The following is a 22,446-nucleotide window of genomic DNA, read 5'->3' on the forward strand; positions in this document are numbered from 1 at the left end:
GCTGGTAATCGGTTTCGTTCCGGACGGTCCGATGCATCGCATCGACCGTTCGCGCCTATTTTATATGCCGCGCTTCATATCGCCCGGCACCGCGTAGCACCGCGCGGCCGTGCCGCCCCACAACGCGACGCGCTCCGCCGCCGACAGCCGCGCTTCGGCCCAGCGTTCGACGAGCGACGCGACCTCGTCATACGACGCCGCGAGCAGGCAAACCGGCCAGTCCGACCCGAACATCAGCCGCTGCGGGCCGAACGCGTCGAGCGCCGCATCGAGGCACTGCTCGATATGCCGGATATCCTGCGCGCGCAGGCCGCGCCGCCAGTCGGCTTCGGTCACGAGCCCCGACAGCTTGCACGCGACGTGCGGCAGCGCGCCGAGTTCACGCAGCGACGCGCGCCAGCGCGCGAGCGCCGTGTCGTCGCGCTCGAACTCGGCGAGTGCCGGCTTGCCGACGTGGTCGAGCACGAGCCAGTGCGCGTCGTGCCGCGCGCAGAACGCGCGTACGTCCGGCAACTGGCGCTCGAACACGAGCACGTCGTAGACATAGCCGTTCGCCTGCAGCCAAGCGACGCCGCGATTGAAAGCGGGATCGGCGACGAACGCGCCGACGTCGGCTTCGTCCTGCAACTGGTGACGAAAACCGCGCAGCTTCGGGCTGCGCCACTCGGCGACACGATCGGCCAGCGCCGGCGCACCGAGATCCTCCCAGCCGACCACCGCCGCGATGCGGGCGTCGTCGCACGCCAGGTCGAGCAGGAACGCCGTCTCGTCGCGCCCGGCGCGCGCCTGCACCGCGATCGATGCGCCGAGCGCCTGCGCATGCATCTGCGGCCCCAGCGCATCGGGCAGGTAGTCGCGCGCGAGCACGTCCATCCCGGGGCCGATCCACGGATAGTCGGCCGCGCGATAACGCCAGAAGTGCTGATGCGAATCGATACGCACTGCGCCCATGATGCCCTCGTGTTCGATCACCGCGACGGCGGCGGCTGCGGCGCGCATCGCCGCAATCGCCGCCGGCACGCCACGTTCAGTCGTACAACACCGCGGCGATCTTCGGATCGTCGATATTGGTCTTGTCGTACCAGTAGAAACCGGTATCGATCACCTTCGGCAGTTTCTCGCCCTTGATCGCCTTCACGGCCGCCTCGACCGTCTTGTAACCGATGCCGATCGGGTTCTGCGTGATCGCGCCGGCCATCAGCCCGCTGCGGATCGCGTCCTTCTGCTGCTTGCCGGAATCGTAGCCGACGATCACGACCTTGCGCTTCATCTCGCGCACGCCGTTGACCACGCCGATCGCCGAACCTTCGTTGGTGCCGAACAGCCCCTTGAGCTTCGGATACGCCTGCAGGATCGACTTCGTCACTTCGGTCGACTTCAACTGGTCGCCTTCGCCGTACTGCACGGTCACGACCTGCACCTTCGGGTGCGCGGACTTCATCCGCTCGAGGAAGCCGTCGCGGCGGTCGATGCCGGTGCGGCTCGTCTGGTCGTGCGCGACCACCGCCACCTGCCCTTCGTCGCCGATCAGCGCGGCGAGCTTGTCGGCGGCGAGCGCGGCGGCCGCCTTGTTGTTGGTGGCGGCCGTCGTCACCGGAATGTCGCTGTCCACGCCCGAGTCGAATGCGATCACCGGGATCTTCTCGGCCTGCGCCTTCTTCAGCAGCGGCAGCGCGGCCTTGCTGTCGAGCGCCGCGAAGCCGAGCGCGGCCGGCTTCTTCGCGATCGCGGCCGACAGCATGTCGATCTGCTTGTCGACCATCGCCTCGGTTTCCGGCCCTTCGAACGTCACCTTCACCTTGTAGTCCTTCGCGGCCTGCATCGCGCCCGCTTTCACGGCCTGCCAGAACTGATGCTGGAACCCCTTCGAGATCAGCGGGATGTAGGTTTCCTGCGCGTGCACGCCGGCCGTGACGCCGACGGCGAACGTCAGCCCGACGATCGCGTTCAACACCTTGCTCCTGATCACTTCGCGTCTCCTTTTTTCGTATCGAATGAAATGCCGGCCGAAACCGGCGGTGAAGCGCATGCCTGCATGTGTCAGCGGCGACGCCGGCGCAGGATGTCCACGTAGACGGCGAGGATGATGATCACGCCCGTCACGACCGTCTGCCACTCCTGCGCGACCGACATGATGCGCAGGCCGTTGGTCAGCACGCTCATGATGAACGCGCCGATGATGGTGCCGACGATGCTGCCCGCGCCGCCCGACAGCGACGTGCCGCCGATCACGACGGCCGCGATCGCATCGAGCTCGTAGCCCTGCCCGAGCGCCGGCTGCGCCGAGTTCAGCCGCGACGCGATCAGCAGCCCGGCGATCCCGCACACCGCGCCGCTGAACGTGTAGACCGCGATCTTCCACGCATCGACGTTCACGCCGGAAAGCCTGAGCGCCTCCTCGTTGCTGCCGAGCGCGAACGTGTAGCGGCCGAAGATCGTGCGGTTCAGCACGATCGACGCGCCGATCGCGACGAGGAACAGGATCAGCACCGCGTTCGGAATCGGCAGCGCGGGAATCAGGTTGCCGATCAGCGAATCCTGCGCGATCGACGTGAAGCCCGGCGTGTCGTTGAAGTAGATCGGCCGCGTGCCCGAGATCACGAGCGACAGCCCCTTGAGCAGCATCATCATGCCGAGCGTCGCGATGAACGGCGGCACCTTCATCTTCGCGATCACGAAGCCCGACACGCAGCCGGACAGCGCGCCGAACACCAGCGCGGCGAGGATGCCCAGCGGTAGCGGCATCCCCCACTTCGTCAGCACGACGCCGGCCATCACCGCGCAGAACGTCATCAGCGTGCCGACCGACAGGTCGATGCCGGACGTGATGATCACGTACGTGCAGGCGACGGCCAGCACGCCGTTCACGGCGGTCGCCTGCAGGATCGACACGAGGTTGTCGACGTCGAGGAAGTTCGACGACGCGAAGCTGAAGAACACGATCAGCAGCACGAGGCTCGCGAACGCGAGCAGCTTCTGCCGCGCGGCCGGGTTGAACAAGCGCGCCTTCAGGCTCGATGCGGCGGCCGGCGCGTCGCCGGTGGCAAGGGGCGGAACGGGATGCGTATCGTTGGACATGATCGTTAGGCGTCTGAATCGGGACAATCAGGACAACACGGTCGACTCGCGCTGCGTCGCGAGCTGCATGATCTTTTCCTGCGTGGCGTCGGCCGCGCGCAATTCGCCGGTCACGCGGCCTTCGCACATCACGAGAATCCGGTGGCTCATGCGCAGCACCTCGGGCAGCTCCGACGAGATCATCACGATCGCCTTGCCGTCGGCGGCGAGCGCATCGAGCAGCTTGTAGATCTCGCTTTTCGCGCCGACGTCGATGCCGCGCGTCGGCTCGTCGAAGAACAGGATGTCGCAGTCGCGCAGCAGCCATTTCGCGATCACGATCTTCTGCTGGTTGCCGCCGGACAGCAGCCGCGCGGGCTGCGCGACCGACGGCGTGCGGATCGCGAGTTGCCGCACGTACGACTGCGCGGCGTCGCGCATCCCGCGCGCATCGAGGAACAGGCCGCGGCGCACGAAGCGCCGCATGCTCGACAGCGCGATGTTGTTCTGCACGTCCATCCCGACCGCGAGCCCGAAGTGCTTGCGATCCTCGGACAGGTAGCCGATGCCAAATTTCACCGCATCGGCCGGCGTGCGGATCGTCACGGCCCGGCCGTTCACGCGGATCTCGCCCGCATCGACCGGGTCCGCACCGAACACCGCGCGCGCGACCTCGGTGCGGCCCGCGCCCATCAGCCCGGCGAAGCCGAGGATCTCGCCGCGCCGCAGCGTGAAGCCGACGTCGCGGATCGCTCGGCCGCGCGACAGGCCGCGCACTTCGAGCGCAATCTCGTTCGCGGACGTATCGGGCGGCGTGCGAGTTTCGGTATCGAGCTGGCGGCCGACCATCATCGAGATGATCGTGTCCATCGACGTATCCGCCATCGGCACGGTCGCGACGTACTTGCCGTCGCGCATCACGGTCACGCGATCGGCGATCTGGCGCAGCTCGTCCATCTTGTGCGAGATGTAGACGATGCCGACGCCGTTCGCGCGCAGGTCGCGGATGATGCGGAACAGCTCGGCGATCTCCGCGTTGTTCAGCGCGGCGGTCGGCTCGTCCATGATCAGCACGCGCGAATCGAACGACAGCGCCTTCGCGATCTCCACCATCTGCTGCTTCGCGACCGTCAGCCGGCCGACCGGCGTGCGCGGATCGAGATCGAGCCGCATCCGCTGGAAGATCGCGGCCGCATCGCGGTTCAACTTGTCTTCGTCGACGAACACGCCGAGGCGGCCGCGCGGCTCGCGGCCGATGAAGATGTTCTGCGCGACGCTCAGGTGGTTCATCAGGTTCAGCTCCTGATGGATGATGCCGATGCCGAGCGCCTGCGCGGCACGCGGATCGGCGATCTCCACCGGGCGGCCGTCCATCCGGATCTCGCCGCCGTCGCGCTGGTAGACGCCCGCGAGAATCTTCATCAGCGTCGACTTGCCGGCGCCGTTCTCGCCCATCAGCGCATGCACTTCGCCGCTGCGCAGGTCGAAGCGGCAATCGTCGAGCGCCTGCACGCCCGGAAAGCGCTTGCCGATGCCGGTCAGCGCGATCAGCGCGGGCGCGGCGCCGGTGTTCGGGTTCAGGTCGGGTTGCATGGCTCGCGGCCCTCAGCTGATCGCACGATCGAGATGCGTATAGCCGCCGTCGACGAACAGCCACTGGCCCGTCGTGTGCGACGCGCGATCCGACAGCAGGAACACGGCCGTGTCGGCGATCTCGTCGGCCGTCGTGAAGCGTTGGCCAAGCGGCACCTTGCCGGCGATTTCATCGATCTTCGCTTGCGGATCGTCGAAGCCGGCGATCCAGTTCTGGTAGAGCGGCGTCATCACCTCGGCGGGAATCACCGCGTTCACGCGCACGCCGTCGTTACGCAACGCGACCGCCCATTCGCGCGTCAGCGCGAGCTGCGCGCCCTTCGACGCGCAATAGCCGCTCGTGTTGCCCTGGCCGGTGACGGCCGTCTTCGACGAGACGTTGACGATCGCGCCGCGCGTCGCCTTCAGGTGCGGCACGCAGTAATGCGCCATCACGTAGTAGTGGATCAGGTTGCGCTCGAGCGACGCGACGAACGCGTCGCGCCCGGCGTCGAGCCCGATGCCGTCGTTGATGCCCGCGTTGTTGACGAGGCCGTCGATGCGTCCGAAGCGCGCGAGGGTCTGCGCGACCGCATCGCGGCACTGCGCGTCGTCCTGCAGTTCGACAGTGATGCACGCGGCGCGCGGCTGTTGCCGCGCGAGTGCGCGCCAGAACGCGTCGTCGGGCGCGTGGCGCGCGAACACCACCGGAATCGCGCCTTCGCCGGCCAGCCGCATCGAGATCGCGGCGCCAATGCCCGACGCGCCGCCGGTCACGATCACGACCTTGTCTTGCAGATTCAAATCCACTTCGCGTCTCCGTCGTTCATGTTGCCGCCGCGCGCGGCGCGCACGACGCGCGTGGTACGCCGTCGTGCGTTGCCGTGCGTCAGCCGCGGAACCGGTACTGCTCCAGCGATTCGGGCTTCATCTCGATCGAGAAACCGGGCGCCGTCGGCGGCATGTACGCGGCGCCGCGCACCACGCACGGTTCGACGAAATGCTCGTGCAGGTGATCGACGTACTCGGTCACGCGCCCCTCCTTCGTGCCGGAAATGCACACGTAGTCGATCATCGACAGGTGCTGCACGTATTCGCACAGCCCGACGCCGCCCGCATGCGGGCACACCGGCAGCCCGTACTTCGCGGCCATCAGCATCACCGCGAGAATCTCGTTCACGCCGCCGAGCCGGCACGCGTCGATCTGCACGACGTCGATCGCGCCGCGCGCGATGAACTGCTTGAACAGCACGCGGTTCTGGCACATCTCGCCGGTCGCGACCTGCACCGGCGCGATCGCCTCGCGGATCTTGCGATGCCCTTCGACGTCGTCGGGGCTCGTCGGCTCCTCGATGAACCACGGCCGCGCGAACGCGAGCGCGCGCACCCAGTCGATCGCCTCGCCGACTTCCCATACCTGGTTCGCGTCGATCATCAGCTTGCGGTCGGGGCCGATCGCCTCGCGCGCGATCGTCACGCGGCGGATGTCATCGTCGAGGTTCGCGCCGACTTTCAGCTTGACGTACTCGAAACCTTCTTCGACCGCCTCGCGGCACAGCCGGCGCAGCTTGTCGTCGCTGTAGCCGAGCCAGCCGGCCGACGTCGTGTAGCACGGGTAGCCGTCGCGCTCCAGCGCGGCGATCCGCGCGGCCTTGCCGGGCGCCTGCCGGCGCAGCAGGTCGAGCGCTTCGTCCTGGCTCAGGCAATCGGTCAGGTAACGGAAGTCGATTGCCCGCACCAGTTCCTCCGGGCTCATGTCGGCGACGAGCCGCCACAGCGGCTTGCCGACGGCCTTCGCCCACAGGTCCCACACCGCATTGACGACGGCGCCCGTCGCCAGGTGGATCGCACCCTTGTCGGGGCCGATCCAGCGCAACTGGCTGTCCGACGTGACGTGCCGCCAGAAGCGGCCCATGTCCTCGCGGATCCAGTCGAGGTCGAGGCCGACGACGAGGTGGCGCATCGCGTCGATCGCCGCGCAGCAGATTTCGTTGCCGCGCCCGATGGTGAACGTGAGCCCGTGACCTTCGAGCCCGTCGCGATCGGTTTCGAGGATGACGTAGGCCGCCGAATAATCGGGGTCCGGGTTCATCGCATCGGAGCCGTCGAGCTGGCGCGAGGTCGGAAAGCGCACGTCGAGGACGCGCATCGATCGGATGATAGGCATGACGAATCGTCCGTTGAAGGGAATCAGGCCTGCACGGTGCGCTGGCGTTGCTCACCGAGCCCGTCGATGCCGAGCGTGATCACCTGTCCGGCGCGCAGATAGACGGGCGGCTTCTGCCCGAGGCCGACGCCCGGCGGCGTGCCGGTCGAGATCACGTCGCCCGGTTGCAGGCTCATGAAGCGGCTCAGGTAGCTGATCAGGTGCGGCACGCGGAACACCATCGTCGCGGTCGTGCCGTTCTGGTAGCGGTGGCCGTCCACTTCCAGCCACAGCCGCAGCGCGTGCGGATCGGGCACTTCGTCGGCCGTCACCAGCCACGGGCCGATCGGGCCGAACGTGTCGTTGCCCTTGCCCTTGTCCCACGTGCCGCCGCGCTCGAGCTGGTATTCGCGCTCCGACACGTCGTTCACCACGCAGTAGCCGGCGACGTGCGATAGCGCATCGGCTTCGTCGATATAGCGGCCGCCCTGGCCGATCACCACGCCGAGTTCGACTTCCCAGTCGGTTTTCTCCGAGCCGCGCGGGATCTCGACGTCGTCGTTCGGGCCCGAGATCGCGCTCGTCCACTTGCCGAACACGACGGGCTCCTTCGGCACCTCCATCCCCGATTCGGCCGCGTGATCCGAATAGTTGAGCCCGATGCAGATGAATTTGCCGACGCGGCCGACGCACGCGCCGAGCCGCGGCGTGCCTTCGACGAGCGGCAGCGACGACGGCGGGATGTCGCGCAGCCGCGCGAGCGACGCGGGGGTCAGCGCGTCGCCGGCGATATCGTCGATCACGCCGGACAGGTCGCGAATCTGGCCGTGCGCATCGAGCAGGCCCGGCTTTTCATGGTGTTTGTCGCCAAATCTCAGCAGTTTCATAGCGTTGTCTGAATGCAGAAGGGAAGTGAATGGGAAGGCGCGGTCAGTTCGACCAGCCGCCGTCGATCAGGTGAATCGTGCCGGTGGTGAACGACGCTTCGTCGGACGCCAGGTACAGCGCGAGCGCGGCCACTTCGTCCGCGCTGCCGATGCGGCCGATCGGCTGGCGCGCGACGAACGCCTGGCGCACCTCGTCGGCGGACACGTGGCGCGTGCGCGCCTGGTCGGCGATCCGCTGCTCCAGCGACGGCGATTCGATCGTGCCCGGGCAGATCGCGTTGCAGCGGATACCCCGCTCGACGAAATCGGCGGCCACCGCCTTGGTCAGCCCGATCACGGCTGCCTTGGTGGTGCCGTACACGAAGCGGTTCGGCACACCCTTCACGCTCGACGCGGCCGACGCCATGTTGACGATCGACGCGCCGCCGGCTTCGAGCATCGCGGGCAGCAGCGCGCGGATCAGCCGGTACATCGACGTGACGTTCAGGTTCAGCGAGAACGCCCACGCGTCTTCGTCGCACTCGAGGATCGAGCCGTGATGCACGTAGCCCGCGCAGTTGAACAGCACGTCGAACGCGCGTTCGCTCGCGGCCAGCGCGGCGATGTCGTTCGCGTCCGTGACGTCGAGCCGCCGCGTGGCCAGCCGGCCGCCCGCGCGCTCGGCGTCGGCTTCGAGCCGCACCAGCGCGGCTTCGTTGATGTCGGTCGCCAGCACGTCGGCGCCCTCGCTCGCGAACCGCAGCGCGGTCGCACGGCCGATGCCCTGCCCGGCCGCCGTCACCAGCGCGCGTTTGCCCTGCAATCTCATGAGCACGTCTCCCGAAAAGCCGGCCGCCAGTCGGCCGATTGGCACAAAGGACTAAAGGTCCAACCAATCATAGGAAGGGATCGGGCGTTTGTCACGAAATTGGGATTCAGTATTTACCCAGGGCGGGTCAATCCGTGCGGCGCACGCGAATGCAGCGCGCGAGCGGCGTTGAAGTGCTGCGCCGCGATCCGCTCAAACCCAATACCGGCGGGCCTTTCAGCCGATTCTTCAGCAACGTCCGACACGACGGCCGCGCCAAACTGACAAAAAAGTCATGTTCGCGTCAGGGTGCCAACGGGTCGCGCACGCCATCATGGCGTTGCCGGACCGCGCTTCCGGTACATCGCCTCCCCGCCCGCGCCGGATCTCTGCGGGCACCTCCGTCCCCCTGGCGATGTATCCCGTGACTGGGCGAGCAGACACGGTGCGCGGGCCGATTTTCCGCCCCGGGCTTCTTGTCCGGGGCTTTTTGTCTTTGGTTTTCCAAGAAAATAAGCGCGGATTGTTTCTAAATCGGCAAAAGGTAATTCGAGCCGGACAGGATGTTTTTTCCGGTCACAGACGCTTACATTTAGCGCACCACTCATGGAAACCGCTACGGATTCGCCATCGGGTAGTGACATCCACTGCCACGGCCGAAACCGCACGAGCTTTAGGAAACGGCAAAATGAAGGCCTCCCAATCCCTGCCTGCGCTCGATCCCGCCGACGTCCACGTCGAAATCCTCGAACGTTCCGATACGCTGCTCGTCGTCCGCTGGGTCGAACCGGGCCGCTGTCATTACGGGGAGCAGCGCTGGCGCCGCCGCTTCGCGCAGCGCACCGGCACCTGCGCGCTGTCGCGCCAGGTCATCCACCGCGGCGACGAAGTGTTCCGCCCGGCCGAGCGCCCGGCCCCCGCCAACGCCGCCGCCATGATCTCCGCCGCCGAGGTGCTCGCGCTGGCCGGCAGCAGATAAAACCGCCGGCCGTGCGCCCGGGCTTGCGGCGCCACGCTATCCGTCAGCCCTAGAAGCGCCGGTCTAATTCTCCCGCTTGTCTGCTCCGTCCGCCCGCACTATCGTTACACCACTCAATGTAACGATTAAATGCCGCGGCCGACCGGCCGCGCCGATGGAGGCAGACATGCATGCATGGAGCGCGCGCCACGTCCCGGCGCAGGGCGGCAAGGTCGCGGTCGTGACCGGCGCCAACAGCGGCCTGGGCTGGCATCTCGCGGAAACGCTGGCCGCGAAAGGCGCGACGGTCGTGATGGGCTGCCGCGACGCCTCCCGCGGCGCGCAGGCTGCCGACGCGATCCGCCGGCTTCATCCTCATGCACGCGTCGAAGTCGATCCGCTCGACCTCGCCGATCTCGCGTCGATCGCACGCTTCGCGGCCGACGTCGGCGAACGCCACGGCCGCGTCGACATCCTCTGCAACAACGCCGGCGTGATGTTCCTGCCGCTGCGGCACACGCGCGACGGCTTCGAGATGCAGTTCGGCACCAACCACCTCGGCCATTTCGCGCTGACCGGCCATCTGCTGCCGGCGCTGCGCGCCGCGCACCGGCCGCGCGTCGTCACGATGTCGAGTGGCTTCAACCGCGGTGGCCGGATTCGCGTGGACGACCTGCGCGCCGCGCAACGCTACAACCGTTATCTCGCCTATTGCGACAGCAAGCTCGCGAACCTCATGTTCGCGATCGAGTTGCAGCGCCGCTTCACGCGCGCGGCGTTCCCCGGCATCAGCGTCGCCGCGCATCCCGGCTATGCGGCGACCAACCTGCAGTTCGCGGGCCCGGCGATGGACCGGTCGCCCGGCCGCGCCGCGCTGATGCGCGTCGCGAACCGTTATCTCGCGCAACCGGCCGACCAGGGCGCGCTGCCCGCGATTCATGCGGCGACGTCGCCCGATCTGGCCGGCGGCGCGTACATCGGTCCGTCCGGCTGGTTCGAATCGCGCGGGCTGCCGGCACCGGCGAGCGTGCCGCGCGCGGCCCGCGGCGTGGCGGCGGCGGCGCTGCTGTGGGAAGCGTCGGAAGCCGCGACGGGCGTGCGCTTCCTCAGCGCCGGCGCGTCCGCCGGACGCGCGCCGGGCCGGCCATTCGATACGGCGGCCGAAGCGCGCTGAGTCGCGCACTGCGCCGATCCAACATTCCTCATCCTTATTACGCCGATCGAAAGAAAGCCTGTTGAAGGCTGATTCGCCGCCGCACTGTTACCGGCCAGGAAACAATTTATCGTCAAAATCAGCGTTTACCCTCAGCACGCCGGTGACTAAGATTGGGTCAATCGCTCAAGACATGGTGTCGAGAGCGAACTCAATAAAACACCGGAGGTCACCATGAAATCGCTCGTTTCCGCAGTCGTTGCCGCTGCCGCCCTGTCCGCTTCGTTCGGCGCATTCGCTCAAAGCACCGTGACGCGCGCTCAAGTGCGCAACGAACTCGTCCAGCTCGAACAAGCCGGCTACAAGCCGGGCGTGTCGAGCCCGTACTACCCGAACGACATCCAGAGCGCCGAAGCGCGCGTTCATGGCGCCGACACCAGCGGCTACGGCGCACAACCGGCTCCGCTCGTCCACTCGGGCGCACCGGCAGCCGCTTCGTCGAACGCACGCGACTCGATCTTCTTCGGCCAGTAAGCCGATGCGCCCCCGGCGGGCGCCGCGCATCGCGCGATGAAGTCACGCAGTCCTGACGAGCCCCTTCGCGGGGCTCGTCTGTTTTGTGAAACGCATACCTCCGCCGCCCGGCAGCGGGTGGCTTCGCCCGGACGCCTCGCGTCCGGGTGCTTTTTCCCGGCGAGGTGTGCGTGAACGTGCCGTGTGTGTCGATCAGCGTGCCGCGACCGCGGCCGGCGTTGCCCGCGACAGCACGCGCCACCGCGACAGCAATTCGTCGCGATCGACGTAACAGCCCTGCAAGTGCCGGCGGCCCGTCGACGGGTCGAACTCGGTGCGCGCATGCAGCACGCGCCGGTTGTCGAACGCCCACATGTCGCCCGCCCGCAGCCGGCGCTGCACGCGAAAGCGCGGCTCGCGCGCGAGCGCGAGGAACCGCCGGTACGCGCGATAGACGGCCGCGACCGAGCCGGCCGGCGCGTCGAGCGGCCCGCGCAGGAAGTTCGCGACGCGCACTTCCGTCACGTTGCCGCGCGCATCGCGCCCGATCACCGGCGCCGAACAGCGGTAGTCGCTATTCGCGCTCTTGTTCCAGAACTCGAACGGCGTCGAGGCAAGCTGCTCGAAATCATCCGGATGTTCGCGCCGCAGCGCATCCGCGAGCGCGAAGCCGTCGAGGAAGATACTGTCGCCGCCGGTCGCGTCGTTCGCGAGGCAATGCAGGAACTGCACGCCCGGCTGCAATTCGCGCGTCGGCAGGTCGGTGTGTGGCGGAAGATTCAGCGATGTATACGCATTGCTGTCCGGACGCGGCTTCGATTCGACGTCGAACAGCACACCGAAATTACTTTCTCGGATCAGGCCGACCCGGCGTGCGACCTCGTCGACGCGGCCGCGCTCGGCCGGCACGCCTTCGATCAGCGTGAGCCCCGTGCTCTGCAATGCACCGAGCCATGCGAGCAACGCGCGGTCGTCCTCCATCACGTCGCGCCACGCGAACACGCCGATCGCCGTCGGATCGTCGCCGGTCCATACGTGCCTCCCGTGCGCGGCCACGCGCTCGGCACGCGACGCGTCGTCGTAGGCATGCGCACGCAACCAGCCCAGCGACCACGCGCTGCGGTGTCCGTCGTTCCATTCCACATGCAGCGCGCCGTCGGTCTCGACGTGCACGGTGAGCGCGGACAAATCCTCGCGCGCATCGGCGATCTCGAACACCTGTTCGCGCGTGATCGCATGCACGCACGCGGAACAGGCGCAGTTGTCGCGCAGCCAGTCGAAATGGAACGGCGATCGTCGCGCGTCGCTCCACTCGACCTCCACCGTGCCCTCGCCAATCGTCGCCGCCGCGATCGCCGCGTCGGCCGAAAACGTCCGCCAGTCCTCGATACGGTGTTGCGCTGCCGCCTGCATCGTTGCCTCCCGGAAAACGCCCGCTACGCGTGCGGTGCGAGCAAGAACCTGCCGACCATCCGGTGCATCCGTGCAGCCTGCGGGCTCGTTCCGAACGCGCGCCAGCAGCCGTGCACCAGCCCCTCTCCCATCCAGGCGTGCGCGACGCCGCCCGCCGCGCGAATCCGTTCGACGTACACGCGCGCATCGTCGCGCAGCGGATCGTGTTCCGCGCCGATCGCGAGCACCGGCGGCAAGCCGTCAAAACGCCCGGCTTCGAGCGGCACCGATGCGCGCAACAACGGGTTGCCGTTTCGCAGCAGGTCGGACACATCACCGCCCCAGTACAGCGCGCGATAGCGATGCACGTCGTCGAGCGTCAGCATCGGCGCGTGCGCTTCCGTTTCGCGCGCGGGCGGTTGCGGTTCGAAACCGAGCATCGGATAAACGAGCGCGATGCCGTCCACGCTCCCTTCGCCAGCATCGCGCAGCGCGGTCGCCACCGCCGCCGCGAGCATCCCGCCCGCGCTGTCGCCCGCGAGCGTCAACGGATGCACGCATGGCCCGAACGGCCAGCGTGCGTCGCGCGCGGCACGCGTGATTTCCAGGCAATCCTCGAGCGCGGCCGGCGCGCGGTGTTCGGGCGCCAGCCGATAGTCGACCGCGATCACGTCGAGGCCCGTATCGGCCGCCAGTTGCGCGGTGATCAGCGCATGGCTGTCGAGCGAGCCGACGACGAAACCGCCGCCATGAAAAAACAGCACCGTGCCGCGCGGCGTGCCGTGCGCGGACGCATGGCGGCGCAGCGCGATCGCGTGGCCGGCCGGTGCACGCCACACGGCGTCCTGCTGCACGATGCCTGACGGCAGCACGGCCGGCGTCCATTCGGCCGCGAAGCGGTCGTACAGGCGGCGCTGCTCGTCGGGCGAACGCGCCGCCGCATCGGCCGGATACCACGCGTCGACGGCCGCGACGAACGCCGCGATTTCCGGTTCGAGCATCGTGTGCCCTCCGCGGTCGAAGATCGAAAATCGAAGTTCGTGAAGTGAAGCGCGCCGCTAGCGGCGCGGCGGCAACCCGATCACGCGGCCGGCATAAGCAGGCGCCGCGCAATCGCGCTGCAACGCATGCAGTTCGGCCACGCGTGCTGCCACGTCGTCGTCGAACGGCGCCGATTTCGCGCCGTCGCGCGTATCGACGTGCAGCAGCATCTGCTCGCTCGCCGATACCGCGTCGTCATGCCCGCCGGCGAACAGTTCGAGATACAGGTGCAGCCGCTTCGCGTCGTGCGCGAGCACGCGCGCATCGACGCGCACCGGCGTGCCTTCCTTGATCTCGTGCAGGTAGTTCACGTGCGCTTCGAGCGTGTAGACCGAGCGCCCCCGCTCCCGACGCGTGGCGTCGTCGAGACCGATGCGATCCAGCAGCGCATCGGTCGCGAAGCTGAAGATCAGCAGGTAGAACGCATCGCGCAGGTGGCCGTTGTAGTCGACCCATTCGGGCCGCACCACGTCGCGGTAAATCGTCAGCGGGGTCTCGCCCGTCATCGCCTGTCCTTTATTCCTCGAATCGCATCCCGTGCCGCGCCTTCACCGCGGCGATCGATTTCAGCACCTCGGTGATGCACTCGTCGCGATAGCGTTCGAGCTCCTTGATGCTGCGCGTGCCCTGCTGTTCGGTCGTGCCTTCGACGACGCTGTCGATCAGCGCGTCGGTCAACGTCGGCGCGACCAGCTTCGTCCACGGCAGTTCGAGCGCCGGGCCGAATTGCTGCATGAAGTGTCGCATGCCCGCGTCGCCGCCGGCCAGCGTGTAGGTCAGGAACGTACCCATGAACGACCAGCGGATGCCCGCGCCGAAGCGGATCGCATCGTCGATCTCGCCGGTCGTCGCGACGCCTTCGTTGACCAGATGCAGCGCCTCGCGCCACAACGCTTCGAGCAGACGATCGGCGATGAAACCCGGCACTTCCTTGCGCACGTGCAGCGGCCGCATGCCGAGCTTGCGATAGACCTCCATCGCGCCTTCGACCGCTTCCGGCGACGTGCGCGCGCCGCCGAGCACTTCGACGAGCGGCAGCAGGTAGACGGGGTTGAACGGGTGGCCGACCACGCAGCGCTCCGGATGCGTGGCCCGCGCGTAGAAATCGGTCGGCAGCAGCCCCGACGTCGACGACGCGATGATCGCGTCGGGCTTCGCCGCGCGGCTGATCTGCTCGTGCAGTTCGAGCTTCAGCGCCTCGCGCTCGGGCGCGCTTTCCTGGATGAAATCGGCGTCGGCGACGCACGCCTCGATCGTCGACACGAACCGCAGCCGCGCGGGATCGGCGCCCGGCGCGAGGCCGACGCGTTCGAGCGCGGGCCATGCGTTCGCGACGTTCGCGCGCAGCCGCGCTTCCGCACCCGGCGCCGGGTCCCACACGACCACGTCGAGACCGTGCGCGAGCGCGCGGGCAATCCATCCGCTGCCGATCACGCCGGTGCCGATGGCGGCAAACGTCTTGATGTCGGTCTTCACAGCCATGTCAACGCATCCTTCAATTCAGGGGAAATCGGTGGGCGGCCGTGCATGGACGCAGGCCGCCATGTCATGTCAGTCAGTCTGGGAAAAACTCACGCGAATTCGGCGAGCGCACGACGTTCGAGCGGACGTTCGCCGCGCGCCGGCAGGCCGAGCTTGCGGCGGCCTTCGGCCGGCGTCAGCACGCGGGCGCCGAGCCGTTCGACGATCTCGCGGGCACGCTCGACGAGCGTGCCGTTGGTCGCATGCACGCCGCGGTCGAGCCAGATGTTGTCTTCGAGGCCCACGCGCACGTGACCGCCGAGCAGCATCGCCTGCGCGACCATCGGCATCTGCATGCGGCCGATCCCGAAGCCGGCCCAGTGCGCGCCCGGCGGCAGGTTGTCCACCATCGCCTTCATCGTGCCGGTATCGGCCGGCGCGCCCCACGGGATGCCGAGGCACAGCTGGAACAGCGGCGGATCGTCGAGCAGCCCTTCCTTCAGCAACTGCTTCGCGAACCACAGATGGCCCGTATCGAAGATCTCCAGTTCCGGCTTCACGCCGAGTTCCTGGATGCGTTTCGCGCCGGCGCGCAACTGCGCGGGCGTCGACACGTAGATGTAGTCGCCGTCGCCGAAATTCAGCGTGCCGCAGTCGAGCGTGCAGATCTCGGGCAACAACTCCTCGACGTGCGCGAGGCGCGTGAGGCCGCCGACGAGATCCGTACCCTTGCCGAAACGCATCGGGTCCTCGCCCGGGCCGATCTCGAGATCGCCGCCCATGCCGGCCGTCAGGTTGATGATCACGTCGACGTCGGCCGAGCGGATGCGATCGACCACTTCGCGATACAGGTTCGGGTCGCGGCTGCCGCGCCCCGTCCGCGGATCGCGCACGTGGCAGTGGGCAACCGTCGCGCCGGCCTTCGCGGCTTCGATCGCGGCGGCCGCGATCTCCTTCGGCGTGACCGGAATCGCCGGATGCTTGCCGACCGTATCGCCCGCGCCGGTGACCGCGCAGGTGATGATGACTTCGTGATTCATGCTGGATGCCTCGCTCGATTCGGGTTGTGCCGCATTGCTGATCGCGTATGGACGCGGGCCGTTACAGGCCGAGATACGCCTTCACGGCAGGCAGGCCGTCCTTGCCGTCGAACGTCTTGACGCCCGCGAGCCAAGGATCGAGCACCTGCGGGTTCTTCTTCAGGTACGCCTTCGCGGCCTCGGCCGGCTTGGTCTTGTTCATCACCGACTGCATCAGCTGGTTCTCGAGCTGCGTCGAGAAGCGCAGGTTCGTCACGAGCTTGCCCGCGTTCGGGCAGCGCGCGATGAAGTCGGGCGCGGTGAGTGTGTACACGCGCGCTTCGCCGTAGTTCGGGCCGAACGCCGCATCGCCGCCGGACAGGTAGTTCATGCTGAGCTGGATGTTCATCGGATGCGGCTCCCAGCCGAGGAACACGACCCACTTCTTCTCGCGAACCGCCCGCTCGACCGTCACCAGCATCCCGGCCTCGCTCGATTCGACGAGCCTGAAGCCGCCGAGCCCGTACTGGTTCGTGTCGATCATCTTCTGGATCGTCGCGTTCGCGCTGCTGCCCGGCTCGATCCCGTAGATCTTGCCGTCGAGTTCGGCGCGGTGTTTCGCGATGTCGTCGAAGGTCTTCAGGCCGGCCTGGTACTCATAGCTCGGCACCGCGAGCGTCGCCTTCGCGCCGGACAGGTTCGGCGGCTCGACGACGTTGATCGACTTGCTGTCGAGGAACGGTTGCAGCTGCTTCTGCTGCACGGGCCACCAGTAGCCGAGCGACACGTCGAGCTGCTTGCTCTTGAGACCGGCGAACGAAATGGGCACCGACGCGATCGTCGTGGTCGGCTTGTAGCCGAGCGCCTCGAACACGGTCGACGCGAGCGCCGTGGTCGACGTGATGTCGGTCCAGCCGATATCCGCGAAACGCACGGTGCGGCAGGTCGCGGCTTCCGTCTCGGCCCGCGCCGCGTGCGTGAACGCGCCGGTCGCCAGCACGGCCGCGGCGAGCGCGGCGATCTTCGTCGACTTCATGGTTCGGTTCCTCCGGTTGGGCTCGCGGCAGCCGGTGCGCGGAGTGTGCGCCGGCCTGCATCGTGGGAGTAAAAGTAACGAGCCATATTCGCCGCGAGAAGACCGGCGGCGACCTGTTCTTGCCTGTTTGCGACTATGAGTGGAAACCACTATGTTTCGTCTGAGGCTTGACGGACGGGGGTTTGGTGTTTCTCCGAGGATCGGCTGGATTGCCCGGATGCGGCGCGCACCTTTCGTTCCGCCCCGGCCTGGCTGACGGATGTCCGACAGGTCGCCGGATCCCGTGGGCCGGCCCTATGCTGGCAGTCGCCGGGCGATCGCGCGCGGCCCGCCTGTTACCGTGCCGCCTCGTGTGCTGACGTTGCGCGTCGCTGGAACGAATGCAGGCGGACACGGCCGGCCTTCGATGGCCGTCTCCGGTCTTTCCCCAAGGAACACCATGATGCTTGCCGCTTTCTTCGTCGTTGCCCTCGTCGCCATCCTCGTGCCCATGCGCCGCGGCGTGATGCGCGACGCGGATGCGAAACTTCGCGCGCGATTCGATGCGGAAGGCCCGCGCGGCGACGCGTCGCGCCGGTTGATGCACGATGCGGGGTACCGCGTCTGAGTATCGACGTCGGGCCGGGGCCGGCCGAACGCGCGGGTCCGGTCGGTAGCGATGCGGCGCGGTCAGCCGGCCGTCACCACTCGAACGAAGGCGTCGGCGAGCACCGTCGGCTCGATCGGCAACACCAGCGCGCATACCGATCTCGCGTCCTCGTCCGAAATCGGCACGAACACCACGCCCTCGATGCCGATGCTCGCCATCCGCGCCGGCACGATCGCCACGCCGTGGCCGGCCGCGACGAGATCCAGCATCGACGTCTTCGGCGACACGATCCGCGCGGCCGTCGGCACGAAGCCGCGCTTCAGGCACAGATCGATCACGACGCGCGCGAGGCCGCCCCGCTCCCGATACACGGCCGAGACGAACGGCTCGCGCCGCAACCGCGCTATCGCGACGCGCTTGCGGCCCGCGAGCGGATGATCGGCCGACACCGCCACGCACAGGCGTTCGGCCGCCAGTTCGACGAAACGCACACGCGCATCGCGACGCAGCACCGGCAACCGGACGATCCCGACATCGGCCTGGCCGTTCGCGATGCCCGTCACCTGATCCTCGGACGACGCGCGGTCGAGATCGATGCGCGCGCCCGGACAATCGCGCATGAAACGGTCGAGATCCGGCATCAGGCTGCTGACGGGAACGGTACTGGAATGCAGCAGCCGCAGCACGCCGGCTTCCCCGCGCGACAGCCGAGCGCCTTCGTCGGCGGCGGCCGTCAACGTGGCCGGGATCGACGCCACGCGTTCTCGGTAGAGCGCGCCGGCCGGCGTGAGCCGCACGCCTCTCGGCTCGCGGTCGAACAGCACGAACCCGAGTTCATCCTCGAGCTGGCCGATCTGCCGGCTGAGCGCCGACTGCGCGACATGGAGCGCACCCGCGGCCGGCGTGAAGCCGCCGAGGTCCGCCACGGTCAGGAAATACTGGATTTGCCGAAGTGATGGCATGCCGAAACGAGATGGATGAGCGCCGGATTCGATATTTGCGTTATACCGGCGCGCTCCGCAGAATGAAAGCCTTCCGTGCCCGCATCACCGTGGCGGCCCCGCTTTCGGAGCGTTCATCTTCGTGACTACCGTCCTCTCTTATTTGCTGGTCGTGGCGGCCGGCATCAGCGTTGCATTGCAGCAGGTGCTCAACGCGAACCTGCGCGCGCAGATCGGTTCGCCGTGGTGGGCCGGGTCGGTCAGCTACGTCGTCGGCCTGGCCGCGATGCTGGCGGTCGCGCTGCTGTCGCCTCATCCGCGCGTGAGCGGCGCGTTGTCCGGTGCCGGGTCGTGGTTCAGCTGGACGGGCGGATTCTTCGGCGCGGTATTCGTCGGCGTCGCGATCCTGATGGTGCCGCGATTGGGCGCGGCGACGACGCTCGCGCTGATCGTCGTCGGGCAGATGACCGGCGCGCTCGTGTTCGACCACTTCGGCGTGCTCGGCATCCCGCAGCATTCGGCGAGCGCGATCCGCATGGCCGGGGCGGCGTGCCTCATTGTCGGGGTGGTGCTGATCCGCACGTGACGACGGCGCGCCGGACGGTGCATCGTGCAAAAACGCGCTGAGCGCCGGAAAAACCCGCGATAATCCCGGCTTGAACGTTCGGCGCACGCGCCGTGCCGCCGCGCGGTGCGCGGCGCCCCCTGCTTCCACTCCACGCCCCGATGCCCGAGGATTTCCACTTCCTGCTGCTGCCCGGCTTCTCCGCGCTCGGCTTCATGTCTGCGGTCGAGCCGCTGCGCGTCGCGAACCGCTTTCGCACCGAGCTGTATCGCTGGCACGTGATCAGCGCGGACGGCGCGCCCGTCGCCGCGAGCAACGGCATTCCGGTCGCCGCCGAAGCCGCGTGCGCGGACGTCCCGCAGGTCGATACGGTGTTCGTCGTCGCGGGCTTCGATCCGCTCGTGTGCTACACGCGCACGCTCGGCGACTGGCTGCGCCGCCAGCACCGGCACGGCGCCACGCTCGGCGGCATCGACACGGGCAGCTTCGTGCTCGCGGAGGCGGGGCTCTTCGACGCATCGCAATCGCTCACGCTGCACTGGGAAGCGCTGGCCGCGTTCCGCGAGCGCTATCCCGGCCTGAACGCAACGCAGGAGCTGTTCGAGATCGACGACCGGCGCATTACGTGCGCGGGCGGCACCGCGTCGATCGACATGATGCTCGATCTGATCGGCCGCCGGCACGGCGCCGATCTCGCGGCGGCGATCTCCGAGCAGTTCGTCGTCAGCCGCATCCGGCAGCGCTCGGACAGCCAGCGGCTCGAGATCGCCGCGCGCTACGGCGTGCACAACCGCAAGCTGATCCAGGTGATCGGCACGATGCAGCGGCACATGGAGAACCCGCTCGGCTCCGACGCGCTCGCGCAGGAGGTGTCGATCACGCGGCGCCAGCTCGAACGGCTGTTCAGCGCGACGCTGAACGACACGCCGACGCGCTTCTACCTGAATCTGCGCCTCGATCGCGCACGCGAACTGCTGCAGCAGACCGACATGAGCATCACGTCGGTGTGCGTCGCGTGCGGCTTCGAATCGCCGTCGCATTTCTCGCGCACCTATCGCGCACGATTCGGGATGAGCCCGCGCAGCGACCGGCGCGCGACGCGCTGATCGTCTCGGCTCTTGATCACAATCCAGCGCGGTATTACGCGTTCCGGCAGCGTTTCCGTCCGTTCGCTGAACAATGTCGGCGACTGCTCGACGAACCGAAGCGGTCGTCGAAAATAATCTGGAATGTCGTTGAAAATATTCTGTAACATACCAAACAAAGTTAGATAGGCAGCCTAACGACACGCACGCGGCATCTCGACATGCGTCGCGCCGGGCAGGCTGCGCACCGATATCAATATCGATCCGAGGGGTATGACATGACGATGCTCGCTTCGCCGTCGCCGCACCTGCCTGCCGTTCGCTTCTCCTCCGCTTCGCCTGCCCGCTTCTTTTCGACCTGACATTTAGGTTTCCTTAGTCAGTCGACACTCCCACACCGCTTTGCCGCACCGGTTCCATCGAACCGGCGCGCGGGCCGTGTCGTGCCTGCTCGCCACGAGCGCGCGGGCGTGTCCAACCGTTGAGATGAGGATCACGTATGCAGACATCACGCAAAGCATTGCCGCTCGCCCTGGGTCTCGTGCTCGGTTTCGGCATCGTCGGCGGCACCCAGGCCGATACGAAAGTGTCGAATCCGCAGGCCGCGAGCCTGCGCGAAAGCCTGACGCGCGGCGTCGCGCCGCCGGCCGCGAAGGCCGACACGGCCGCCGGGCAATTCCGCGCGGACGGCGTCGCCGTCACGCTGTACAACCCGGCGTATCGCGCCAGGAAGGCTGCTGCGACGCCCGCCGCCACCGCGCGCGACTTCGTCGCGTCGCAGGCGGCGCAGCTCGGGCTCGACGCGACCGCGCTCGCAAGCCTCGTCGTCACGTCGGAGCGCAACGACGCCGACTTCACCGTCGTACGCCTGCAGCAGCAAGCCGCCGGGCTGCCCGTGTACGGCAGCGACATCGCGGTGACCGTCGCGAAGGACGGCCGCATCCTGTACGTCGCGAGCAACACGATCAACGGCGTGGTCGCGACGACACGCAAATCGCAGGCCGTCGACCAGCAGCAGGCGCTCGATCGCGCCCGTGCGTATCTCGGCGTGAGCGGCTTCACGCATCTCGACGCGCAGCTCGTCGCGTTCGTCGACAAAGCCGGCACGCACACCGCGTGGAAGGTGCGCGGCCGCCCGCAGGACGGCCCGAAGGGCGACTGGGAACTGCTGATCGATTCGGGCAGCGGCGAAGTGCTGCGCGCCGAGGACAAGGCGTTCTACGCGACCGACGGCACCGGCTTCGTGTTCCGCCCCGATCCGCTGTCGCCGGCGAAAAGCAGCTACGGCAGCACCGGCTACAAGGACGGCAACGACGCCGATTCGACGCAGCTCACGGCGGCGCGCGTCCGCGTGACGCTGAAGGATCTCGCGCAGTCGGGCACGCGCTACACGCTGACGGGCCCGTATGCGGCATGCGTCGATTTCGATGCGCCGCTCGACAAGGCCTGCCCGTCGCAATCCACGCCCGCGTTCGAATTCACGCGCGGCAACCTGTATTTCGAGGCCGTGAACGTGTACTACCACATCGACACGTTCCTGCGTTACGTGAACCAGACGCTCGGCATCAAGGCGCTGCCGTACCAGTACACGGGCGGCGTGCAATACGACCCGCACGGCGAATCGGGCGACGACAACTCGTCGTATTCGTCGAGCAGCGGCCGGCTGACGTTCGGGCAAGGCGGCGTCGACGACGCGGAAGATGCGGACGTCGTGATCCACGAGCTCGGCCACGGCATCCACGACTGGGTCACCAACGGCGGCCTGTCGCAACAGGAAGGCTTGTCCGAAGGCACCGGCGACTATCTCGCCGCCGCGTACAGCCGCGACTTCAACCAGTGGAGCCCGTCGGACGCGCAGTATCAGTGGGTCTACAACTGGGACGGCCACAACGAGTTCTGGGGCGGCCGCGTGACCAACTGGAACGTCGGCCGCACCTATGCGCAGGCACGCGGCGCGGAGATCCACACGGCCGGCCAGTACTGGGCGTCGTGCAACCTCGTCGCGCGCGACGCGATCGGCGCGCAGGCGATGGACAAGGCGTTCCTCAAAGGGCTGTCGATGACCAACAGCTCGACCAACCAGAAGGCCGCCGCGCAGGCCGTGCTGACGGCCGCCTCCGCGCTCGGTTACAGCAGCGCGCAGCTCACCGCGATCGGCAACGCGTACAACAAGAGCTGCACGTACGGCGTGACCGTTCCGCAGAAGTCGTAATCCCGCAGCAGGCGGGCGCGCATCGCACGACC

Annotated in this window: 22 protein-coding genes; 7 read left to right on the plus strand and 15 right to left on the minus strand. The window is 67.8% G+C overall.

What is annotated here, in order from left to right; genetic code table 11:
- Positions 1 to 60: 60 nt before the first annotated feature.
- The 8 genes from QZM72_RS13045 to QZM72_RS13080 form a co-directional block, all read right to left on the minus strand.
- Positions 61 to 951 carry an amidohydrolase gene (locus QZM72_RS13045; protein WP_301738328.1) on the minus strand — a complete coding sequence of 297 codons (891 nt, stop codon included), beginning with the start codon at positions 949 to 951 and terminating at the stop codon, positions 61 to 63.
- A 76-nt stretch (positions 952 to 1,027) separates the two neighbouring features.
- Positions 1,028 to 1,969 (minus strand): ABC transporter substrate-binding protein, encoded by a 942-nt coding sequence (locus QZM72_RS13050; RefSeq protein ID WP_089470635.1) that lies wholly within the window; start codon positions 1,967 to 1,969, stop codon positions 1,028 to 1,030.
- Positions 1,970 to 2,040: 71 nt separating this feature from the next.
- Entirely contained in the window at positions 2,041 to 3,078 is a 1,038-nt protein-coding gene (locus QZM72_RS13055; RefSeq protein ID WP_089470373.1) for an ABC transporter permease, read from the minus strand.
- 27 nt (positions 3,079 to 3,105) lie between these two features.
- A complete protein-coding gene (locus tag QZM72_RS13060; protein ID WP_301738305.1) occupies positions 3,106 to 4,650 on the minus strand; it encodes a sugar ABC transporter ATP-binding protein in 1,545 nt (514 codons plus the stop codon).
- 12 nt (positions 4,651 to 4,662) lie between these two features.
- Entirely contained in the window at positions 4,663 to 5,439 is a 777-nt protein-coding gene (locus QZM72_RS13065) for an SDR family oxidoreductase (protein ID WP_301738306.1), read from the minus strand.
- A gap of 79 nt (positions 5,440 to 5,518) precedes the next feature.
- Complete coding sequence (locus QZM72_RS13070; RefSeq protein WP_089470376.1) at positions 5,519 to 6,796, minus strand: L-fuconate dehydratase; 1,278 nt, start codon at positions 6,794 to 6,796, stop codon at positions 5,519 to 5,521.
- Positions 6,797 to 6,819: 23 nt separating this feature from the next.
- On the minus strand, positions 6,820 to 7,662 hold the full coding sequence (locus tag QZM72_RS13075; RefSeq protein WP_089470377.1) for an ureidoglycolate lyase: 843 nt from the start codon (positions 7,660 to 7,662) through the stop codon (positions 6,820 to 6,822).
- 43 nt (positions 7,663 to 7,705) lie between these two features.
- A complete protein-coding gene (locus QZM72_RS13080) occupies positions 7,706 to 8,470 on the minus strand; it encodes an SDR family oxidoreductase (protein ID WP_089470378.1) in 765 nt (254 codons plus the stop codon).
- A 667-nt stretch (positions 8,471 to 9,137) separates the two neighbouring features.
- Between QZM72_RS13080 and QZM72_RS13085 the strand changes: the two genes are divergently transcribed.
- From QZM72_RS13085 to QZM72_RS13095, 3 genes are all read left to right on the plus strand, one after another.
- Positions 9,138 to 9,428, plus strand: coding sequence for a DUF3331 domain-containing protein (locus QZM72_RS13085; protein ID WP_011547132.1), 291 nt, complete (start codon positions 9,138 to 9,140; stop codon positions 9,426 to 9,428).
- Positions 9,429 to 9,594: 166 nt separating this feature from the next.
- The gene (locus QZM72_RS13090; protein WP_089470636.1) at positions 9,595 to 10,581 is read left to right on the plus strand and encodes an oxidoreductase; all 987 of its coding nucleotides are present in this window, start codon (positions 9,595 to 9,597) and stop codon (positions 10,579 to 10,581) included.
- Between the two features lie 213 nt (positions 10,582 to 10,794).
- Positions 10,795 to 11,094: a DUF4148 domain-containing protein gene (locus tag QZM72_RS13095; protein ID WP_050012329.1), complete on the plus strand. Its 300-nt coding sequence runs from the start codon at positions 10,795 to 10,797 to the stop codon at positions 11,092 to 11,094.
- A 192-nt stretch (positions 11,095 to 11,286) separates the two neighbouring features.
- On the opposite strand, the gene QZM72_RS13100 is transcribed toward QZM72_RS13095, so the two are convergent.
- The 6 genes from QZM72_RS13100 to QZM72_RS13125 form a co-directional block, all read right to left on the minus strand.
- Positions 11,287 to 12,486 (minus strand): TauD/TfdA family dioxygenase, encoded by a 1,200-nt coding sequence (locus QZM72_RS13100; protein ID WP_089470379.1) that lies wholly within the window; start codon positions 12,484 to 12,486, stop codon positions 11,287 to 11,289.
- A gap of 23 nt (positions 12,487 to 12,509) precedes the next feature.
- Positions 12,510 to 13,466: an alpha/beta hydrolase gene (locus QZM72_RS13105; protein WP_089470380.1), complete on the minus strand. Its 957-nt coding sequence runs from the start codon at positions 13,464 to 13,466 to the stop codon at positions 12,510 to 12,512.
- A gap of 57 nt (positions 13,467 to 13,523) precedes the next feature.
- Positions 13,524 to 14,012 carry a thioesterase family protein gene (locus QZM72_RS13110; protein ID WP_301738307.1) on the minus strand — a complete coding sequence of 163 codons (489 nt, stop codon included), beginning with the start codon at positions 14,010 to 14,012 and terminating at the stop codon, positions 13,524 to 13,526.
- A gap of 10 nt (positions 14,013 to 14,022) precedes the next feature.
- The gene (locus QZM72_RS13115; RefSeq protein WP_301738308.1) at positions 14,023 to 14,988 is read right to left on the minus strand and encodes an L-carnitine dehydrogenase; all 966 of its coding nucleotides are present in this window, start codon (positions 14,986 to 14,988) and stop codon (positions 14,023 to 14,025) included.
- An 89-nt stretch (positions 14,989 to 15,077) separates the two neighbouring features.
- Positions 15,078 to 16,007, minus strand: a complete 930-nt coding sequence (locus tag QZM72_RS13120; RefSeq protein ID WP_301738309.1) for a 3-keto-5-aminohexanoate cleavage protein — start codon at positions 16,005 to 16,007, stop codon at positions 15,078 to 15,080.
- A gap of 61 nt (positions 16,008 to 16,068) precedes the next feature.
- Positions 16,069 to 17,022: a choline ABC transporter substrate-binding protein gene (locus QZM72_RS13125; RefSeq protein WP_301738310.1), complete on the minus strand. Its 954-nt coding sequence runs from the start codon at positions 17,020 to 17,022 to the stop codon at positions 16,069 to 16,071.
- Positions 17,023 to 17,428: 406 nt separating this feature from the next.
- Between QZM72_RS13125 and QZM72_RS13130 the strand changes: the two genes are divergently transcribed.
- Complete coding sequence (locus tag QZM72_RS13130) at positions 17,429 to 17,629, plus strand: hypothetical protein (protein WP_144030165.1); 201 nt, start codon at positions 17,429 to 17,431, stop codon at positions 17,627 to 17,629.
- A gap of 62 nt (positions 17,630 to 17,691) precedes the next feature.
- Here the strand turns inward: QZM72_RS13130 and QZM72_RS13135 are convergent, their stop codons facing one another.
- Positions 17,692 to 18,573: a LysR family transcriptional regulator gene (locus QZM72_RS13135; RefSeq protein WP_301738311.1), complete on the minus strand. Its 882-nt coding sequence runs from the start codon at positions 18,571 to 18,573 to the stop codon at positions 17,692 to 17,694.
- A 121-nt stretch (positions 18,574 to 18,694) separates the two neighbouring features.
- On the opposite strand from QZM72_RS13135, the gene QZM72_RS13140 reads away from it, so the two are divergent.
- The 3 genes from QZM72_RS13140 to QZM72_RS13150 all read left to right on the plus strand — a co-directional run bounded on the left by QZM72_RS13140 (position 18,695) and on the right by QZM72_RS13150 (position 22,414).
- Complete coding sequence (locus QZM72_RS13140; RefSeq protein ID WP_089470386.1) at positions 18,695 to 19,138, plus strand: DMT family transporter; 444 nt, start codon at positions 18,695 to 18,697, stop codon at positions 19,136 to 19,138.
- Positions 19,139 to 19,278: 140 nt separating this feature from the next.
- The gene (locus QZM72_RS13145) at positions 19,279 to 20,223 is read left to right on the plus strand and encodes a GlxA family transcriptional regulator (protein WP_089436927.1); all 945 of its coding nucleotides are present in this window, start codon (positions 19,279 to 19,281) and stop codon (positions 20,221 to 20,223) included.
- A 478-nt stretch (positions 20,224 to 20,701) separates the two neighbouring features.
- The gene (locus QZM72_RS13150; RefSeq protein WP_301738313.1) at positions 20,702 to 22,414 is read left to right on the plus strand and encodes a M36 family metallopeptidase; all 1,713 of its coding nucleotides are present in this window, start codon (positions 20,702 to 20,704) and stop codon (positions 22,412 to 22,414) included.
- Positions 22,415 to 22,446 lie beyond the last annotated feature (32 nt).

Origin of the sequence: Burkholderia sp. AU45388, assembly GCF_030481585.1 — a bacterium.
GTDB classification, from domain to species: domain Bacteria; phylum Pseudomonadota; class Gammaproteobacteria; order Burkholderiales; family Burkholderiaceae; genus Burkholderia; species Burkholderia sola.

Excerpts from the sequence above, each read along its gene's own strand:
- QZM72_RS13090 (WP_089470636.1), top strand. The coding sequence starts at position 9,595 with ATGCATGCATGGAGCGCGCGCCACGTCCCGGCGCAGGGCGGCAAGGTC.
- QZM72_RS13130 (WP_144030165.1), top strand. The coding sequence starts at position 17,429 with ATGGCCGTCTCCGGTCTTTCCCCAAGGAACACCATGATGCTTGCCGCT.
- QZM72_RS13115 (WP_301738308.1), bottom strand. The coding sequence starts at position 14,988 with ATGGCTGTGAAGACCGACATCAAGACGTTTGCCGCCATCGGCACCGGC.
- QZM72_RS13145 (WP_089436927.1), top strand. The coding sequence starts at position 19,279 with ATGCCCGAGGATTTCCACTTCCTGCTGCTGCCCGGCTTCTCCGCGCTC.
- QZM72_RS13055 (WP_089470373.1), bottom strand. The coding sequence starts at position 3,078 with ATGTCCAACGATACGCATCCCGTTCCGCCCCTTGCCACCGGCGACGCG.
- QZM72_RS13085 (WP_011547132.1), top strand. The coding sequence starts at position 9,138 with ATGAAGGCCTCCCAATCCCTGCCTGCGCTCGATCCCGCCGACGTCCAC.
- QZM72_RS13125 (WP_301738310.1), bottom strand. The coding sequence starts at position 17,022 with ATGAAGTCGACGAAGATCGCCGCGCTCGCCGCGGCCGTGCTGGCGACC.
- QZM72_RS13120 (WP_301738309.1), bottom strand. The coding sequence starts at position 16,007 with ATGAATCACGAAGTCATCATCACCTGCGCGGTCACCGGCGCGGGCGAT.
- QZM72_RS13045 (WP_301738328.1), bottom strand. The coding sequence starts at position 951 with ATGGGCGCAGTGCGTATCGATTCGCATCAGCACTTCTGGCGTTATCGC.
- QZM72_RS13110 (WP_301738307.1), bottom strand. The coding sequence starts at position 14,012 with ATGACGGGCGAGACCCCGCTGACGATTTACCGCGACGTGGTGCGGCCC.
- QZM72_RS13075 (WP_089470377.1), bottom strand. The coding sequence starts at position 7,662 with ATGAAACTGCTGAGATTTGGCGACAAACACCATGAAAAGCCGGGCCTG.
- QZM72_RS13070 (WP_089470376.1), bottom strand. The coding sequence starts at position 6,796 with ATGCCTATCATCCGATCGATGCGCGTCCTCGACGTGCGCTTTCCGACC.
- QZM72_RS13060 (WP_301738305.1), bottom strand. The coding sequence starts at position 4,650 with ATGCAACCCGACCTGAACCCGAACACCGGCGCCGCGCCCGCGCTGATC.
- QZM72_RS13105 (WP_089470380.1), bottom strand. The coding sequence starts at position 13,466 with ATGCTCGAACCGGAAATCGCGGCGTTCGTCGCGGCCGTCGACGCGTGG.
- QZM72_RS13095 (WP_050012329.1), top strand. The coding sequence starts at position 10,795 with ATGAAATCGCTCGTTTCCGCAGTCGTTGCCGCTGCCGCCCTGTCCGCT.
- QZM72_RS13150 (WP_301738313.1), top strand. The coding sequence starts at position 20,702 with ATGCAGACATCACGCAAAGCATTGCCGCTCGCCCTGGGTCTCGTGCTC.
- QZM72_RS13135 (WP_301738311.1), bottom strand. The coding sequence starts at position 18,573 with ATGCCATCACTTCGGCAAATCCAGTATTTCCTGACCGTGGCGGACCTC.
- QZM72_RS13100 (WP_089470379.1), bottom strand. The coding sequence starts at position 12,486 with ATGCAGGCGGCAGCGCAACACCGTATCGAGGACTGGCGGACGTTTTCG.
- QZM72_RS13080 (WP_089470378.1), bottom strand. The coding sequence starts at position 8,470 with ATGAGATTGCAGGGCAAACGCGCGCTGGTGACGGCGGCCGGGCAGGGC.